Source organism: Streptomyces sirii, from assembly GCF_045690365.1.
GTDB lineage: Bacteria > Actinomycetota > Actinomycetes > Streptomycetales > Streptomycetaceae > Streptomyces > Streptomyces sirii.
The window spans coordinates 1-16,259 of sequence record NZ_CP147982.1 but is presented as its reverse complement, the minus strand read 5'-3'; the positions used below and the strand labels follow the sequence as shown (position 1 = coordinate 16,259).

The following is a 16,259-nucleotide window of genomic DNA, read 5'->3' as shown; positions in this document are numbered from 1 at the left end:
TCACCTGTCCTTCTTTCCGTGCTGCTGCTTCTTTCGGTGCCCTTCGCGAATATGCCCGGCGAGAGTGCTCCTTAGATGTGCAATCGCCTTGTTCCGCAGATTGTGGAGACGGACCGCGGGTATGCCGAGCCTGGCGACGATCTCCGGATCGCTCAGCCCCCGGCTCTGCAGGTCCACCACCTGCCGCCGGAGGCTCTCCGGCATCCCTTCGATCGCGGGGAGCACCAGATCCTCCAGGACCAGCCGGGGGTCCTCCTCCGCGAACGCCCGCTGCTCCGGCACGGCGGCCAGCGAATCGCCGCCCATCAACACCAGCCGCCTGCCCGTACGTTGCTCGCGGGATCGGTCGACAGCGAGATTGCGGGCCGCACGCCGCAGATACGCCACGACGTTCGTATCCGCCGCGAGCCCTCCGGCAGCCGCTTTGGACCCCACGCGCAGGAAGGCCTCCTGCGCGATGTCCTCGCAGGCGGCCAGCGACAGCGCCGGATAGGTGTGCCGCAGCCTCTGCGGCTCGGCCGCCATGAAGTCCGGGTAGTGCTCCAGCAGCCGCTGGCCAACGTCCGAGCCCAACGCCACAGTCTCCCCGGACAGGCCGTCGCCTACCACGGGCCCGGCCCCCTGCCTGCCGTACTGCCGCCGGTCGGATCAGCACAGATCGTGATCCGCACCGTCATCCGGTGCTCCCCGACCTGGTACGCCTCCTGACCCCCGATCGCGTACGCCTCCGTGCTCGGAAGGCCGGCGGCACACCGGCAACGCCCCTCGATGGTTCGCGGACGCCCGGCCGTTCTGGACCGAGGTGTCCCCCCGTCGTCCGGGCTGCGCTTCCGGCGCAGGCGCACCAGGGTGCCCAGCGCGTTCACCGCGCTCACGGCGGCCGAGACGTACCCGGTCCACTCCAAGAACGGCGTCATGTATGTGGTCTCCATCTATTGGACTGGGACGCGGTGCGCGTCCTCGCCCCTCTGACGAGCCCTGGGTACCACTTCTCCCTCCACCACCTCGCTCTTCACTCGGAGGAGTGAACTCCGGCCCAGACGTGACGAGTAGGGGAGCAGTGAGGGGGGCGGAGGCGACGGCGCGCGCCCCTTCCGCACCGTTGCCCCCACCCCCGGCGCCCCCACCCCCGGCGCCCCCACCTACGGCGTGACCGTCTTCCGGACGGTCACGCGCTGGTCGCCACGCCCGCGTTGGCGAGGATCTCGCGTGCGGACAAGGCGGTGCTCTGGGCGGCGTTCAGACCGGACGCCGCCAGGTGCCCGTCCACGATCCGCAGTCCTGCGGCGTAGCCGGCGAAGTCCGGCAGGCCTACGGGCTGTTGTCCCATGAGCTGCGCGACGGCGTCGCCGAAGATGTACGCGGGCAGGTTCTGCATCCCGGCCACGTGGATGTCGGCGGTGACCTTCTCATAGGCGCGGTCCAGTTCGGCGCCGGTCAGCGCCTGCGACCACGGACCCATGGCCTGCTCGCCGGCCAGCTCCCGTACGAACGCCTCGGCCAAACCTTCGGCGACGACGTGTTCCCCGACCGTGACGGCCATCGGATCCCAGACCACGTTCGCATAGCGCACGTTGTGATGGAGCTCGTGTGCGGCGGCATGGCCGATCTTCTGCAGGCTCGTGTCGGTGGGCCACATCGTCAGGTGGATCGCACCCGGGATGCCGCCCATGCCGAAATAGCCGGAACTGCGGACCGTCAGATGGTCGTCGTCGGGATCGCCGAGCACCAGGACGACATGCACCGTCTCGGCGTGCTTGATGCCGGGCACCGCACCGCCGATCCGCTCGATGCGGCGGTCCCCGAGGGCGGCTGACGGTGCGTAACAGGGGCCAGGGGTGGTCGTTGAGCAGGCATGACTACCCTTCGGAAGATCGTCACAGCTATGGGAACGACGGCTGCTGCCGTCGGCATCGTCTTCAGCGCGGGGCCGCCCGCGACCGCCGACGGCAAGTGGTGCAACCACGCCGTATGCATCGAGACCTACGACACGGGGACGTATCTGGGCAGGGTGGAGGTGTCGGTCGTCAACACCAACCAGCCGCACAGGATTTCCGCACGTGTGTGGGTCACCAACGACAGCGCCGACTTGTGGAGCGCCCGCACCAAAGCCGAGGACGTCGCCAAGTTCCGGACCTACCGCGACCAGGCCTACCCGAAGCGCCGTTTCCCAGCGGGCACCCGGCTGTGCGCGGAAGGCTTCCGCGGCGACGAGAGCGTCGGCCTTCCCTGCGTGACGCTCAGCTGACGCTCACCGCCCGACCTCCCCATCCGGCCGGCGGCCCAGGAGCCGGAACGCGGCCGGTGTGCTCTCGATACAGGAGACGTCGGACAGCCGGAGTCCGGCGCCCCTATAGGACGCCGGACTCCGACTCCGCCACCCGGGGCGACGGTCGCGCTGCTCTCCTTCCGGTACTTCGGTGCTACTCCGCCTCGCTCAGCTCGGCGAACACCACCACGTTGTCCGGGTAGTAGTGCTGCGACGCGTCGTAATCGCCACCGCAGGTGATCAGTCGCAGCCCCGGGCGGTCGATGTTCTTGTAGACCTCGATGGTGGGGAACTTGTTCTTCGGGTACTGCGCGACGCGGCTGACGGTGAACTTCGCGGACTTCCCGTCCGCCCGCTCGACCTCGATCGCCGCACCGGCCTTCAGGGAGGACAGCCGGTGGAACACCGACGGCTTGCCGTTCCAGCTGACATGGCCCGCGATCACCGCCGGGCCCTTCTCGCCGGGAGCCGGGCCGGGCGTGTACCAGCCCGCCTTGTCGGGGTCGACGGGCGTCTCCATCGCCCCGTCCTTCTTCTTCCCCAACGCCTCAAGGGTGGAGGAGATGTTGAGCGACGGGACGGAGATCCGCTGCGGAGCGGCTTTCCGCGCACCCCCCGTCTCCTGCTCACCCCCCTGACCGCTCTCAGTTCCTGTCCCCTTCTCCGTTCCGGAGGCGGCCTGGCCGCCCTGTGCGCGCTGCTGCCCGGCGGGGGGTGCCTGCGACGCGGGGTCCCCGCCCGCACACCCGCCGAGCAGCAACAACGCCGCAGCCGCGGCGCAGGATACGGCTTCGCGCCTTCCCCAGCCCCTCACGCGGCGCTCCGTCCGGCCGGCTCGGCGGCAGCGGTCGAGCGCTTCCTGCGGCCCACGACGATCGCTCCGGCCGCCGCCACGAACGCGAGTCCGCCGGCGCCCACCAAGGCCCTGGGGATCTCGTGACTCTCGGTCGATCCGCCACCCGTCTCGACGCCGCCCACCGGGATGGATCCGACCGCGGCGCCCTCGACGACACCGCAGTTCGTGGGGGCGGTGGCTTCCTGGGGCAGCTTGGGATCGAGTTCGCTCTTGCCCGCGCCGAAGTCGTACTGCTTGTTGCCGTTGGGGTCGATGCCGTGCTCCACCACGTGGAGGTCCTTGATGTGCTCGACCACGTCCTGGGACACGGGGATGGTGCGCTCGTAGGAGAGGTGGCCCTGGGCGTCCGCCTTGGGCATGCGGTCGACGGCGAGCCCGCTGTCCGGGCCGGTGCCGCCGTCGGTGGTGAGCGAGATGTTGATATCGCCGTAATGCACCGTGGCTTCGGTGTTGTTGATGATCCCGTCGCCGTCCGTGTCGGCGCTCGCGGACGGGCACTGGAAGTCGTGACCGTCGGTGGAGCCGTGGAGGTGCTGGGCATGCGGCTGGCCCGGGACGAGCCCGTCCGCCTCGATCTTCACGCTCAGCTGGTTGCCGTTGAGGCTGAGCATCACCGTGCCTTGGCTCCCCGAGTTGTTCAGGGGTTTCAGGTTGATCTGGTACGCCTTGTCCCCGGCGAGAGCCGGAGCGGCGGTCAGACCTGAGAGAGCCAGGGCGACAGGCAGAGCGAGGACGGCGGCGAGGCGAGCGGTGCGCTGGGTTGTCACGGTCGTTCGTTCCCTTCCGGCGGTCTCCCCGTCGGGATCGCCGTGGTCTCGTCCGTAGGCCCGTACAACGCGACTCCAGGCGGCCCGAGTTGACCGCCCGGTGTCGCCCGGGCACAAGTAGCCCGTAGTACGAGGAGCCACCGACGCCGCGTTCAGCGCACCGGCCGATGAGGCAACATGCGTAAAAAACGACGGCTTCTCTTGACCTCCGGGCTCCTCATGTGCCATGCGAAGGATCGCCTCTCCGACGGCCGCTGCCTGACGGCCTCGACGGCCCCGACGGCCGTCGCACCCAGACCCGTCGGCCGAGCCGGCAGCCAGTTCGCGCGGCGGGCCGCCGGGCCGGATGCCGGACCATCCACTGGAGAGCGGGGCACTGCTCGCAGGAGCCGCTCGGCATTGCTACGGGCCCGGGATCGGAGCTGGTGCTGGGGGACACGCCACCGACCGGGTGATGGCGCTCTGCCGAGGGAGAGTGTCCGGTACTTGTGACGCATGATCAATACACGCGTTCGGTGGTTAGTTGGCGTCGTCACTCTTGCGCTGGGCGCCGTGCTCGGCCCGGTCGGCGTCAGTCCGGCCGCCGCGGTACCCGTCCAGATGCCCGAGCCGCCTTCGGTGGAAGTCGTCCGCACGGAGCTCGCGGACCTGACCATCGAGGCACCACATTCGATGAACGGTTACTCGCGCGCGAAGTTCCCGCACTGGAGCCAGCAGGGAAACAGCTGCGACACCCGTGAGGTCGTGCTGAAGCGTGACGGCGAGAACGTCACTCAGGACGCGCAGTGCCGAGCCGTCTCCGGTTCCTGGCGCAGCCTCTATGACGACAGGACCCTGACGGCGGCGTCGCAGGTGGACATCGACCACATGGTGCCCCTGGCCAACGCCTGGCGGTCGGGCGCCGACGACTGGACGACGGACCGGCGCAAGCAGTTCGCCAATGACCTGGCGCACTCGCAGCTGATCGCCGTCTCCGCCGGCTCCAACAGGAGCAAGGGCGACCAGTCGCCCGACCAGTGGACCCCGCCGAGCCACGGCTACTGGTGCACCTACGCCCGCGCCTGGACGGACGTCAAACACATCTACCAGCTGTCGGTGACCCAGCCGGAGGCCGACCGGCTCGCCTCGATGCTCGACACCTGCCCCTGATGCCCACCGGACCTCGACGGCACGTCGACGAGGTGACCGCCGGCCCCGGCGGCGCGATGACCGACGAGGTGGGTGTCATCACCGGTGACCTCACCATCGCCACCGCGCTCCAGCCCGGCGGCCGGGTGGCGGTGCACATCCAGTACACCGGCGCCGAGGAGTGGTACACGCTCACCGGCAGCCCGGTCGCCGTGGCACCGGGTGGCCTGGGGGCCCTGCACACCGCCGTCGTGCAGGCCGTACGTCATGGCGGCGGAGCCGTCGTCCCCGCACCAGGCCGGCAGTGACGGGACGGGGTACCGGACGGGCTGCGGCGATCCCGCTCCTGGATGTCAGCGCGGGCGGCCCCCGGCCGGCGGATGCCGGAGCCGGGGGCCGCGGTGGTGTCGAGCCGGTCAGCAGTCGTCGGCGGGCGCCTTGGGGAAGGCGAAGGTCTTCACCGTCTTGCCGTCGTGCTTGGACTGTGCGTTCTCAGTACGCATGAGTGCTCCTTTACGGATGGGTATGACGTCCGAGCCGGTCGGAGGACCCGTTCGGGGGAGAGCTACATCTTGGAGTCGCGTTTGACCCAGGTCATCGGGGTGGACTTGCCGGGTGCCTGGACCGTGACGCGGGCCGGTATGGCGACGAGCTTCTGCTTCTCCGTGCCGCCGGAGGCGAGGTGTTCCTTGGCGATGATGTAGCCGATGTACGTACCGCCGTTGGCACGTCCGTCGAGCCAGCCGACCGACCCTTCCGGTACGTCGATCTCCACCCCCTGCTCCGCCATGCTCGTCCACTTGTTGGTCGTGGTGGTGGACTCGCTGTAGGTGAAGTTGACTTCGCCGCCGGGCGAGACACCGCCCTTGTCGCCGGGGGGTACCAGCGATGCGCTGACCTTCCCGCCGACGGACCAGCCCTTGGTCTCGGCCTTGTCCTGCCCGACGGTGGCCTGGGTCTTGTAGGTGAGCTTGGCCTTCCCGGTCACCTCCGCCGTGGACTGGATGGTGGGGTACTTCTTCTCCAGTACGCCCACGAAGCCGCACGGCGGGCTGTCGCCTCCCTTCTTCTCATTGGGCATGGTGCAGCCCTTCTCGGCCGTCAGACCCGTCCACGGCTCCACGTTGTCCTGGCTGGACTTGCGGACGTCGGGGTTGTCGACGACCTGCACGCCGCGTCACCAATAGCTGCCGCCCGATACGCATTGCGCCTGTGTGGTCACCCGTCGTCCGGTCCGCCTGCTTTGGGCAACAGAGACATCGGGGAATCGGCAAACCACACTGGCTTACTGCCATGGAGCGGAACGGTGGCGAACTCCTCTAAGGCCATTTCTTGGATTTTCGGTTCCAGGTATCCGAGCATCCAGGTATCCAGGTACCTGACCGTGCGCTGCGGGCGCGGTCAGGCCGCGCTGCCCGCCTGCCATTCCTTCCACGACAGGTTCCACCCATTGAGGCCGTTGTCCGGCTTGACGGTCTGCTCGGGCGAGTTCTTCACGACGACGACATCGCCGACCAGCGACTCGTCGAAGAACCACTTGCCCGGTGTGTCACCCCCACCGCCCTTGACGTCCCGCAAGCCGATGCAGCCGTGGCTGGTGCCGGAGCGGCCGAAGATCGAAGCGTTGCCCCAGTAGTTGCCGTGGAGGAAGGTGCCGGAGGTCGACAGCCGCATCGCGTGTGGCACGTCAGGGATGTCGTAGGACTCCCCGGGATTCTCGAAGCCGACGGTCGAGCCGTCCATGCGGGTCTGCTGGAGCTTCTCCGAGATGACCATCTGGCCGTTGTAGGTCGGGTTCTGGGGACTGCCGCCGGAGATCGGGATGGACTTGAGGGTCTTGCCGTCCCGCTTGACCGTCATCATCTGGGTGTCCATGTCGACGGTGGAGACCTGCGAGCGCCCGATGGTGAAGGTCACCGTCTTGGACTGCACGCCGGTGATGCCGTCGCCGCCCTTCACGCCGTCCAGGTCGATCTTCATGGTGACCTTGGAGCCGGCCTTCCAGTAGTCCTCCGGGCGGAAGTCCAGGCGCTGGGCGCCGAACCAGTGGCCGACGACCTGCTGGCCACTGCTGGAGGTCACCGTGATGTGGGACTGGACGTCCTTCTTGTTGGTGATCACCTTGTCGAAGTCGAACGACACCGGCATGCCGACCCCCACGGTCTTGCCGCCCTCGGGAGCATAGGAGCCGATGAAGCTGTTCTTCGAGGAGACCGTCGTGAACGTGGCGTTCTCGGTGGCCGAACGGCCCTCGGAGTCCTTGGCCTTCGCCACGATCTTGTACTTCGTGCCGCGCTCCAGCTGCACCGACGGCTTCCAGGAGGCACCGCCGGACGCCATCGAGCCGGCCACCTCCTTGCCGGACTCCGCGGCGGTCAGCTTCACCTCGGTCAATGTGCCACCGCTGACCTGCACACGGGTTCCGCCGATGCTGGCGCCGGTGGCACCGTCCTTGGACGACACCGTGATCCTCATGCCGGAGCCCTTGGCGCCGGCACCGTTCTCGCCGTCGTCGCCGCCCGCCGAGCCGCCCTCGCCACACCCGGACAGGGCCAGCGCCCCCGCCGCGAACAGAGCCGATGCGGTGAGCGTGCCACGTATCTGCCGGGACCGGTACCAAGCACCGGGCGCCGGCGGCCGCTCGGTCAGGAGCAGCCGGTGGCGCGGTGCACGGAACCGGGAAGGTACAGGGTTGTCCGGCGTTGTCACGAGCAGCTCCATACGGGAAGGCGGGCCAGGGACGGATGCGACATCGACGGCCGACCCTAGGGAGAATTTCTCAACGCGCCTCTTAGAACCGCTAATAACCGCCGTACCGCCGGACCGTGGACGCGTTGGCCGACCCCGCCGCAAGCCGATCTGCGCCGGGCCAGCCTGCCCCGCGCAATCCTGCGCGGCGCGGACCTGAGGCAGGCCGATCTCCGCGACGCGGACTTCACCGGCGCGGACCTGACCGGCGCCGATCTCACCGGCGCGAAGAACCTGTCGACCGCAGGCTTCGATGGTGCGGTCCTCAAGGGCACCCGGGGCATGCCTTCATGACAACGCGAGCACCAGCCGAAGCCGGAGCCGGAGCCGGATCGAGGTGTCGGTTACGGCGTGATGCTGCGGCGACGGTGCGCCACGGCCTGCCGACTACCCTTGCGGCATGACGATGCACAAGATCGGCCGGGTGAGTGTTGACGCGATGCTCGAGGACCTCAGGACACTCGTCGAAGTCGAGTCTCCGTCGCGCGACCTCGACGCCTTGAGGGCATCGGCCAAAGCCGTCGTCGGCGTCATCGAGAGCCGCCTCGGCGGGCAGGCCGTCCTCGTCGAGAGCGAAGCCGGGCCGCACGTCCACTGGTCGGCCGGTGGCGATCCGAAAGTACTGATCCTCGGTCACCACGACACGGTGTTTCCGCTCGGCACCCTTGAGCGCCGCCCGTTCATGGTCGAAGACGGTCATGCGACCGGCCCCGGAGTCTTCGACATGCTCGGCGGACTCGTACAGGCCATTCACGGCCTGGCTGCGCTCGAGGACCGGTCGGGTGTCGAGATCCTGGTGACCGCCGACGAAGAGGTCGGCTCCCGCTTTTCACGAGCGCTCATCGAAGAACGAGCCCTTGCCTGTGGCGCTGTACTTGTGATGGAGGGCGCCGCGGACGGCGGAGCCCTGAAGACCGGCCGTAAGGGCTGCGGCACGTTCGAAGTCTCTGTCGCGGGCCGGGCGTCGCACGCGGGCCTTGAGCCGGCAGCCGGGGTCAACGCCCTGGTCGAGGCCGCGCACCAGGTACTGGACATCGCGGCGCTCGGTCGCCCCGACATCGGTACGACCGTCACCCCGACCGTCGCGTCCGCAGGGACGCTGGACAACGTCGTGCCCGCGGAGGCGACCGTCATCGTCGACGTCCGGGTCGAGTCGGCCGGAGAGAAGGAACGCATCGAAGCCGCGTTCGCGGCGCTGGCTCCGCATATCGACGAGGCGGAGATCACGGTCCAGGGAGCTGTCGGCCGACCCCCGATGCCCGAGTCGGCATCGGCCGAGCTCTTCGCCGTGGCGACGAGGCTGCTTCCCGAAGTCGAAGGCAAGGCCGTCGGCGGCGGCAGCGACGGCAACTTCACTGCCGCACTCGGGGTGCCCACACTCGACGGTCTTGGGGCGGTCGGGGGCGGCGCCCACGCCGACCACGAGTACCTGGTGGTCGATGTCATGGCCGAGCGGGCGAACCTTGTTGCCGGCCTGGTGAACGCCATTCGGGACGCGTAGACGAGGGTTGCGTAGATCGACGCGTAGAAGCACCCACAGAAGCACCCACAGAAGGACCCGTAGAAGGACGCGTAGAAGAACGAGGCCGGTCGGTGCTTGACCGTCGTCGATCAGCCGTGTTGAGGGGGAAGTATGGAACTGCCGTCGGTTCCCGCCAGTGTCACCGCGATGTTCACCTCCGGGAAGCTGCCACCGGGGATGGCCGCATTGTTCACGCCTGCCGGAGAGTTGGCGGACGGGACGTACTGGTCCCATGTCTCGTCGGCTGTGGACGAATATCTGGCGGCCGGAGCCGTGGACGAGAAGGTGCGTGGTGTGCTGGCGCTCGTCCAGGCGTATGCATGCCTGTACGAGCTGGACGACTGCCCGGACCCGGACGACATGGACGAGGACAACGACCGGGCCGTAGAGCTGCTCAAAGAAGCCGAAGCCAACGGCGTCGACGAGGACGAGACCGTTGAGCTGTGGTGGTATTCCGAAGATCTGCGAAGGCGCGCAGACCAGTTCCGCGACTACATAGCGGAAACGGACGCCTACATCGCCAAGTACGGGGCGCTGCCGCAGCAACGGTTGGATGCGAAGTTGGAACCGGCGAACGACCTCTACTCCGCCGGCGATCGTGTCGCGGCAGTCGCGTTGTTCCGTGAAGTCGCGGAAATCAGTCCCTGGGACAGCGAGTTCAGCGGCTGTATCGACCGCATCGATGCCGGCTGGTGCCGGCTGTTGCACGACGCGGCCCATGTCGAGGGACCGGAGGCGGCGCGGAAGATATGGCAGGAAGCCAGGGCGCATTTCCGGGCGGCGAAGTTCCCGGTCACGACGCACTCCTGGCAGCTGGTCGAGATGCTGTTGGGCACAGGTGTGCCGGACATCATCGAGGTGATCATCTACCAGTGGCTGGAGGCCGCTGAAAAAGCCGGGGAGTCGGACGTGCCGGTGACCGAGGATCAGCAGCGCATCTTTGAGCTCGCCCTGGCCGAAATCGAGGAGTTTTCGGACGGCGGCTGAGCTGAGGGGTGAAAGAGTGGCCGCTAGAGCTCGACCGTTTCGCCGGGCTTCGGTACATGCAGCCGCTCACTCAGACCGGCCTGTGCGAAGGCGGCCGTCAGGCTGTCCGCACCCTGAGTGAAGTGACCCCACTGTTCGAAGTGCAGCGGCACGACCCGCCGCGCACCGAGGATCTCCGTGGCCCGCGCCGCGTTCGCGCTGGAGAGTGTGAGGTCCGCATCGCCCACCAGCGGTGTACGGGCCGCACCCACGAACAGCACCGCCACATCGATGGGCCCCGACCGCCCTGCGACCTGCCGCACGACATCCAGCGAGGCGTTGTCCCCGCTGACGTACACCGTCGGCAGTCCGTCCCCGCTCAGCACGAAGCCGGTCACCTCGCCGACCAGATGCTCGCTTCCGTCCGGCCCGTGCTGCGCGGGTGTGCCCGTGATGCGTATGTCACCGATCTTGTGCGTCTCCCAGTTGGGCAGTGCCCGCACCGGTCCGCCGAGCCGCTCTGCTGCCGAGCGGGTGGACAGTACGAGCGGGGAGGCAGCGGCGTACCCGCGTCCCGCCTTGTCGAGGTTGTCCGGGTGCTGGTCGTGCGAGAGCAGCACCGTGTCGACGGCGCCCACCTCATCCGTACTCAGCGCGGGCCCGGCCAGCTTGACGAGCTTGCGCTCGCCGATCGGGTAGTCGCCGGGGGCGTCGAAGGTCGGGTCGGTGAGCAGACGCAGGCCGCCGTATTCGATGAGCGCGGTCGGTCCGCCGAGGTAGGTGAGGGCGTTCATGACCGTGCCAGCGCTGTCGGCCGAGCAGATATTCCAGTCGAGTGGTACGGCCGCGAACGTCCGGCGAATCCTGCCCTGCACGACGAGCCGGGAGCCGAGCCGCACGATCCGTCGGATCCGGCGGCTCCGACGCGTCCGGCGGGCCGGCGTCGTTCGTAGACGCTCACCTGGCGGCCGCGCTCCGTACTGGTCGAGCGGCGCACGAAGTGACTGTCGAGGATGCGTTGCTTGGTGAGGTCGCGTTCCGTGTCGGGGGCCGGCGCCCCGGGGTCGGTGACGAGCACTATCCGAGGTGTGTCGAGCATGGCGCGCTCTATGGTGCGCGGGTCGGCCTCGATGCCCTTCAGGGTTCCCGACGCCGTCGGGCTCTGGGCCAGGGCCAGGTCCCGGAGGCCTTGGAAGGTGTCCGGTGAGACGAGTGCGGTGTCGCGGCGTGCGGCGGGGATGTAGACCACGCCGTCGCCCGAGTGGCGGACGCGGTCGACGAGGTGAGCTGCGGTGAGTACGTCGTCGACGCGGCTGGGTTCGGTACGCAGTCGGAGTTCCATCGGCAGCAGTGCCACCAGAGCGACGGCGACAACGGCGGGGAAGAGCACCCGGGGCTGCGCTTTGAGGCGCACCGCGATCGCGGCCAGTAGGGCGCCCAGGAGCAGTGCCAGGCCGACGTAGGCGAACAGGACGTAGCGCGTGACGTAGAGCGGTTTGATGACGGAAGCCAGCGCCAGGCCGACCTGGGGCAGTGCGCACAGTGGCAGCGCGACGGCCGCGAGGTTCACCCGGGCGAAAGGCGTCTCCTCGCGGCTGCCGTGTGTCGCGTGTGCCTGTGTCGTGCGTGCCTGTGGTGTGCGCGCCCCGAGGGTGGCGATCGCCACGGTGATCAGCACGCCGAGCACCGTCGACCAGCCCAGCGGTTTGATCCACGAGACCTGCCCGGCCTGTTCCTGGCTGGCCAGAATCAGCGGTAGAGCCGCGGCGAGGGCGCTGCAGGACGCGAGCGCCCACCCGATGACACGTGCCCGGTCGGGGCGGACGTACGCCATGGTGACACCGTGGGCGACAAGCGCGAGCAGCGAGAACCAGTTGAGCAGCGCGGCGATCAGCACCGCACCCGCATAGCAGGTCCACCGTCTGCGGTTCGGCTGCTCCAGGGCGCCCACCAGAAGCCAGGTCGCGAGTGCGACAAAGGCGAGGACGAGTCCGTATGGCCGTCCTTCCTGGGCGTGTTCCTGGACCGCGGGAATGACTGCCAGACCGCACCCGGCACCGATGCCGACCCAGCGATCCGCGAGCCGGGCCCCGATCAGGGCAGTCAATCCGCAGGCGATCGCGGTGGCGAGCACCGAGGGCAGTCGCAGGGTGGGCAGACTGTCGCCGAAGAGGGCGAACACCGTGTGCATCACCACGTAGTAGAGGCCGTGGACGATGTCGACCTGACCGACCATGTGCGCGATGTCGGCCAGTGACCGATGGGCTGCCTGCCAAGTCGCCGCTTCATCCCGCCACATGCTGTGTTCGCGTGTGATGCCCCACAGGCCGAGAGCGAGCGCGAGGCAGGCAGGGCCGGCCCAGACGGATATGCGCAGGCGACTGGATATGCCGCTGTGACTGGACATGCGTATGCGACCGCTTTGCACGGGCCCCCCTGGCCGATGGCGTCAGCTCGGCCAGGCAGCTGGTCCTGCCCCTTCGACGCGGCCCGCTTCATCAGCCAGACGGCCGAGTGAAGATCGCCGAATTCTCGCTGAGAAGGTAGAACAAAGTTTCATCATTTCCAAGTTTGTGGCTGCTTTCAGAGCGGTTATGGGGATATTCGGAGCGGTTGGGAATGTGGCGATGGTGTCGTCGCCCTTGTCGGTACGGGGCCGGCCTGGTGCGGGCGGGCCGGATGACGGCGGTCCGGGGTGGGTGTGCGGCGCCTGACGTACCGCCACGGAAGGAAGGGAAGGGAAGGGAAGGGAAGGGATCGGATCGGTGGCTGGCCCGTCATGAGGTGACGGAGAGGACGATCTTTCCGGTGGTGCGGCCGGTCTCCCCGAGGGCGTGGGCGGCGGCGGCCTCCTCAAGGGGGAAGACCGCGTCCGCGATGACGCGCAGTCGACCGTCTTCGACCAGGGAGCTGATCGCGCGCAGCCCCGCCTGGTCGGGTTCGACGAGCATGAACACCGCCCGCACCCCGGCCGCTTCGGCCTTCTGGTAGGGGAAGGCGTCGTCCAGCGGCAGGATCGAGATCAGCGTTCCGCCGGGGCGCAGGGTGCGCAGGGAGCGGACCCAGTTCTCGCCGCCGAGGCTGTCCAGGACCACATCCACGTCGCGGACGGTCTCGGCGAAATCCTCGGTCCGGTAGTCGACGAGTTCGTCCGCGCCGAGCGAGCGCAGCAGTTCGTGCTTGGCGGCGCTGGCGGTGCCGATCACATGGGCGCCCCGGGCCTTGGCGATCTGGACGGCCAGGTGGCCCACGCCGCCCGCGGCGGCATGGATGAGCACGCGCCGGCCCGGCTGGACGTGCGCGGTGTCCACCAGGGCCTGCCAGGCGGTGAGCGAGGCCAGCGGCAGGGCACCGGCCTGGAGGTGGCTCAAGCCCTTGGGGCGAGGGGCGAAATGGCGGGCCGGGGCGGTGACGTACTCGGCGTAGGCGCCGGCCGGATGCGGGAAGCGCGGCATTCCGAAGACCTCGTCACCCGGCTGGAAGAGGGTGACGCCGTCGCCGGTCTCCGCCACCACTCCGGAGACGTCGAAGCCCAGGATGAACGGAGGCTTCGCCCCGTTGGCGAACACACCCCGCTCGCGGGTCTTCCAGTCGGCCGGGTTCACACCCGCCGCGTGCACCCGGACCAGGATCTCGCCCCGGCCGGGCCGGGGGCGGGGCATCTCGACGACCTTGAGGACGTCGGGACTCCCCGGGGTGTCCTGGGAGACGGCACGCATGGTTGCGGGGGCAGGGCTGACGGTGGCCTGAGGCATGGTCATGTTCGCTTTCCGGTGGCACTTGTCGTGGTGTGTACCGGTTTCCCGGGCACGTCCTCAGCCTGTCGGAGCCACAGGATCCCCAGTAGCGGCCTGATGGCCACGACCTGAAAGGATCTGGCCATGCACCACGTCGGCGTACTGGCCCTGGACGGAGTCGTCCCCTTCGAGCTCGGCATCCCCGCCCGCATCTTCGGCGCCGCCCGAGACATGGCGGGCACCCGGCTCTATACCGTGACCACCTGCAGCCTGGACGGCCGCCCGGTACGCACCGAGTCCGACTACGGCCTCAGCGTCACCCACGACGCCTCCCTGCTGACCGTCGTCGACACCGTCGTCATCCCGCCCTCCCAGGCCCTCGGCCCGATCCGCGAGGAGGGCAGGCTGCCGGGCGCACTGCGCGACGCCCTGGCCGGCATCCGCCCCGGCACCCGGATCGTGGGCATCTGCACCGCCACATACGTTCTGGCCGCCGCCGGGCTGCTCGACCACCGGCCCGCCACCACCCACTGGCGGGAGGCCGACCGGCTGCAGCGGATGTTCACCACGACCCGCGTCGACCCCGATGTCCTGTTCGTCGACGACGGCGACATCCTCACCTCCGCCGGAGTCGCCGCGGGCATCGACCTGTGCCTGCACCTCGTCCGCCGCGACCACGGCAGTCAGATCGCCAACGAGGTCGCCCGCTCCTGCGTCGTACCGCCCTGGCGCGACGGCGGCCAGGCCCAGTACATCCAGCGGCCCGTCCCCGACACACGGGCCACCAGCACCGCACCCACGCAGGCGTGGGCCCTGGAACACCTCGCCGAACGCCTCACCCTGGCCGACCTCGCCGCCCACGCCAACATGAGCGTACGCACCTTCACCCGCCGCTTCCGCGACGAAGCCGGCACCACCCCCGGCCAATGGCTCACCCGGCAACGCGTCGATCTCGCACGCCGCTTGCTGGAAACCACCGAATGGCCCGTCGATCTCGTCGCCCACCGCGCCGGCTTCGGCACCGGCGTCTCACTGCGCCAGCACCTCCACGCCGCGATCGGTGTCGCCCCTCAGGCGTACCGCCGCACTTTCCGGGGCGATGGGGGTGGCCAGGGTGACGGGGGCGCGTAAGCCGGTAATGAGGTGCACGTGAGCGGGCAGCCGGGCGCGCACAAGGTGGTGCGCTCGTCGACGAGTTCGCGGGAGTTCGCAGAGGAGAGGATGAGGCCGTGGAGATCGCCGTCCAGTGGATACGGACGACTTGGACGAAGAAATCCCGGGGCGGAGAGGCCGCCGCCCGCAGGAACGCGACTCCGGTCGGCTTCGTCATCCCCAGCATGGCGCCTTCGTCCGCGCATGTGGTCCGTATGTATGAGCAAAACGGCTTCGAGCCGTATGACGGCGAGGAGGACGTGCGCCGGGTCGACGTACAGCTCCGGGAAGCAGACGGTCGACTGCGGGTCCAGCCCAGGGTGGAGCCCCTGTTCGGCCTCCCGCCTCGACCGCGCAGGCCCCCGGCCGTTCGCCTCGCTCCGGGCCAGTGGGTCCGCTGGCAGCTCAACTACCGTTTCAGTAGTGCATCGGGGATGCAGGACTGGTCGTACTGGATGGACACCTTCAACATCGCGTACGGACCCGTGGACGCCGATGTGTTCCTGTCGGAGCCCTCGGTCCACGTTGACGAGCGAGGACCACTTCGGTAGTTCCACTCCGGTGGTTCCGCCATAGGCGATCACGTCATTACGCCACCTGCGCAGCTCCGCGGTGACGGGTGTCCGAAGCGCCGAGGCGGTCGTCCGCCCCGGCGCCGCGGGAAGTGTCGGACCCGACGGGGCCGACAAGGACGATCAGAGTGCGCCGTTGAGGGTGATCAGACAGACGGCCGTCTCACCGTGGTCGGTCGGGTCCTCCGGTGTGATGTCCGGCAACTCCTCCAGCGAGTGCTGCAGCTGTACGAAGTCCATGTCGTCCGTCATGTGTGCCTCCAGGTGTGAGGTGGGGTGTTTTCTGCTGCGGTCGCCATCGGGCGCGCAGCACCGCCTCACCTGCCGCCAGAGCGAGGTCGAGGGCCGTCGCGTCGCCGGTGGCCTGCCAGAGCCGGACGAGAAACGTGCCGATGCCCGAGGATCCGCTGCACCAGTGGACCGACCGTGCGGGCTCGGCGTCGCCCGGGCACTGCGGCCACCAGGCGGCTGCCGGCCCACCGCGCCCCGGACCCTCGCCGCTATTCTCCCGGGCTGTGTCTGGGGCTGCGCCTACGCCTGTG

17 protein-coding genes and 2 pseudogenes are annotated in these 16,259 nt (G+C 68.9%); 8 read left to right on the top strand and 11 right to left on the bottom strand.

The window, feature by feature from the left end; translation table 11 throughout:
* Entirely contained in the window at positions 1 to 573 is a 573-nt protein-coding gene (locus WAB15_RS00095; protein ID WP_407284784.1) for an RNA polymerase sigma factor, read from the bottom strand.
* A 595-nt stretch (positions 574 to 1,168) separates the two neighbouring features.
* Positions 1,169 to 1,789, bottom strand: a pseudogene (locus WAB15_RS00090) (DUF2268 domain-containing protein); the annotation flags it as partial.
* 96 nt (positions 1,790 to 1,885) lie between these two features.
* On the opposite strand from WAB15_RS00090, the gene WAB15_RS00085 reads away from it, so the two are divergent.
* On the top strand, positions 1,886 to 2,248 hold the full coding sequence (locus WAB15_RS00085) for a hypothetical protein (RefSeq protein ID WP_399149283.1): 363 nt from the start codon (positions 1,886 to 1,888) through the stop codon (positions 2,246 to 2,248).
* Positions 2,249 to 2,423: 175 nt separating this feature from the next.
* On the opposite strand, the gene WAB15_RS00080 is transcribed toward WAB15_RS00085, so the two are convergent.
* Both WAB15_RS00080 and WAB15_RS00075 read right to left on the bottom strand, forming a co-directional pair.
* On the bottom strand, positions 2,424 to 3,083 hold the full coding sequence (locus WAB15_RS00080; RefSeq protein ID WP_407284783.1) for a class F sortase: 660 nt from the start codon (positions 3,081 to 3,083) through the stop codon (positions 2,424 to 2,426).
* Positions 3,080 to 3,892: a hypothetical protein gene (locus tag WAB15_RS00075; RefSeq protein ID WP_407284782.1), complete on the bottom strand. Its 813-nt coding sequence runs from the start codon at positions 3,890 to 3,892 to the stop codon at positions 3,080 to 3,082. The genes WAB15_RS00080 and WAB15_RS00075 overlap by 4 nt, the downstream gene beginning before the upstream one ends.
* A gap of 495 nt (positions 3,893 to 4,387) precedes the next feature.
* On the opposite strand from WAB15_RS00075, the gene WAB15_RS00070 reads away from it, so the two are divergent.
* Both WAB15_RS00070 and WAB15_RS00065 read left to right on the top strand, forming a co-directional pair.
* Complete coding sequence (locus tag WAB15_RS00070; RefSeq protein WP_399149286.1) at positions 4,388 to 5,041, top strand: HNH endonuclease family protein; 654 nt, start codon at positions 4,388 to 4,390, stop codon at positions 5,039 to 5,041.
* Positions 5,041 to 5,328 (top strand): hypothetical protein, encoded by a 288-nt coding sequence (locus tag WAB15_RS00065; RefSeq protein ID WP_399149287.1) that lies wholly within the window; start codon positions 5,041 to 5,043, stop codon positions 5,326 to 5,328. Before WAB15_RS00070 ends, WAB15_RS00065 begins: the two co-directional genes overlap by 1 nt.
* 257 nt (positions 5,329 to 5,585) lie before the next feature.
* On the opposite strand, the gene WAB15_RS00060 is transcribed toward WAB15_RS00065, so the two are convergent.
* Positions 5,586 to 6,191, bottom strand: coding sequence for a hypothetical protein (locus WAB15_RS00060; protein ID WP_407284781.1), 606 nt, complete (start codon positions 6,189 to 6,191; stop codon positions 5,586 to 5,588).
* A gap of 230 nt (positions 6,192 to 6,421) precedes the next feature.
* Entirely contained in the window at positions 6,422 to 7,741 is a 1,320-nt protein-coding gene (locus WAB15_RS00055) for an Ig-like domain-containing protein (protein WP_407284780.1), read from the bottom strand.
* Between the two features lie 138 nt (positions 7,742 to 7,879).
* Here WAB15_RS00055 and WAB15_RS00050 point away from each other — a divergent pair, with 138 nt between their 5' ends.
* From WAB15_RS00050 to WAB15_RS00040, 3 genes are all read left to right on the top strand, one after another.
* Positions 7,880 to 8,062 carry a pentapeptide repeat-containing protein gene (locus WAB15_RS00050; protein WP_407289124.1) on the top strand — a complete coding sequence of 61 codons (183 nt, stop codon included), beginning with the start codon at positions 7,880 to 7,882 and terminating at the stop codon, positions 8,060 to 8,062.
* A gap of 106 nt (positions 8,063 to 8,168) precedes the next feature.
* On the top strand, positions 8,169 to 9,269 hold the full coding sequence (locus WAB15_RS00045) for a M20 family metallopeptidase (protein ID WP_407284779.1): 1,101 nt from the start codon (positions 8,169 to 8,171) through the stop codon (positions 9,267 to 9,269).
* A gap of 132 nt (positions 9,270 to 9,401) precedes the next feature.
* Entirely contained in the window at positions 9,402 to 10,277 is an 876-nt protein-coding gene (locus tag WAB15_RS00040; RefSeq protein ID WP_407284778.1) for a hypothetical protein, read from the top strand.
* A 23-nt stretch (positions 10,278 to 10,300) separates the two neighbouring features.
* Here the strand turns inward: WAB15_RS00040 and WAB15_RS00035 are convergent, their stop codons facing one another.
* From WAB15_RS00035 to WAB15_RS00025, 3 genes are all read right to left on the bottom strand, one after another.
* On the bottom strand, positions 10,301 to 11,050 hold the full coding sequence (locus tag WAB15_RS00035) for an MBL fold metallo-hydrolase (RefSeq protein ID WP_407284777.1): 750 nt from the start codon (positions 11,048 to 11,050) through the stop codon (positions 10,301 to 10,303).
* A complete protein-coding gene (locus WAB15_RS00030; protein WP_407284776.1) occupies positions 11,047 to 12,492 on the bottom strand; it encodes a glycosyltransferase family 39 protein in 1,446 nt (481 codons plus the stop codon). The genes WAB15_RS00035 and WAB15_RS00030 overlap by 4 nt, the downstream gene beginning before the upstream one ends.
* A 541-nt stretch (positions 12,493 to 13,033) precedes the next feature.
* Positions 13,034 to 14,011, bottom strand: a complete 978-nt coding sequence (locus WAB15_RS00025; protein WP_407289123.1) for an NADP-dependent oxidoreductase — start codon at positions 14,009 to 14,011, stop codon at positions 13,034 to 13,036.
* Positions 14,012 to 14,137: 126 nt separating this feature from the next.
* Between WAB15_RS00025 and WAB15_RS00020 the strand changes: the two genes are divergently transcribed.
* Positions 14,138 to 15,124 carry a GlxA family transcriptional regulator gene (locus tag WAB15_RS00020; protein ID WP_407284775.1) on the top strand — a complete coding sequence of 329 codons (987 nt, stop codon included), beginning with the start codon at positions 14,138 to 14,140 and terminating at the stop codon, positions 15,122 to 15,124.
* A 98-nt stretch (positions 15,125 to 15,222) separates the two neighbouring features.
* Positions 15,223 to 15,696: a hypothetical protein gene (locus WAB15_RS00015; protein WP_407284774.1), complete on the top strand. Its 474-nt coding sequence runs from the start codon at positions 15,223 to 15,225 to the stop codon at positions 15,694 to 15,696.
* A gap of 144 nt (positions 15,697 to 15,840) precedes the next feature.
* Here the strand turns inward: WAB15_RS00015 and WAB15_RS00010 are convergent, their stop codons facing one another.
* The gene (locus WAB15_RS00010; protein WP_399149298.1) at positions 15,841 to 15,969 is read right to left on the bottom strand and encodes a hypothetical protein; all 129 of its coding nucleotides are present in this window, start codon (positions 15,967 to 15,969) and stop codon (positions 15,841 to 15,843) included.
* Positions 15,970 to 16,030: 61 nt separating this feature from the next.
* Positions 16,031 to 16,259, bottom strand: a pseudogene (locus WAB15_RS00005) (lanthionine synthetase LanC family protein); the annotation flags it as partial.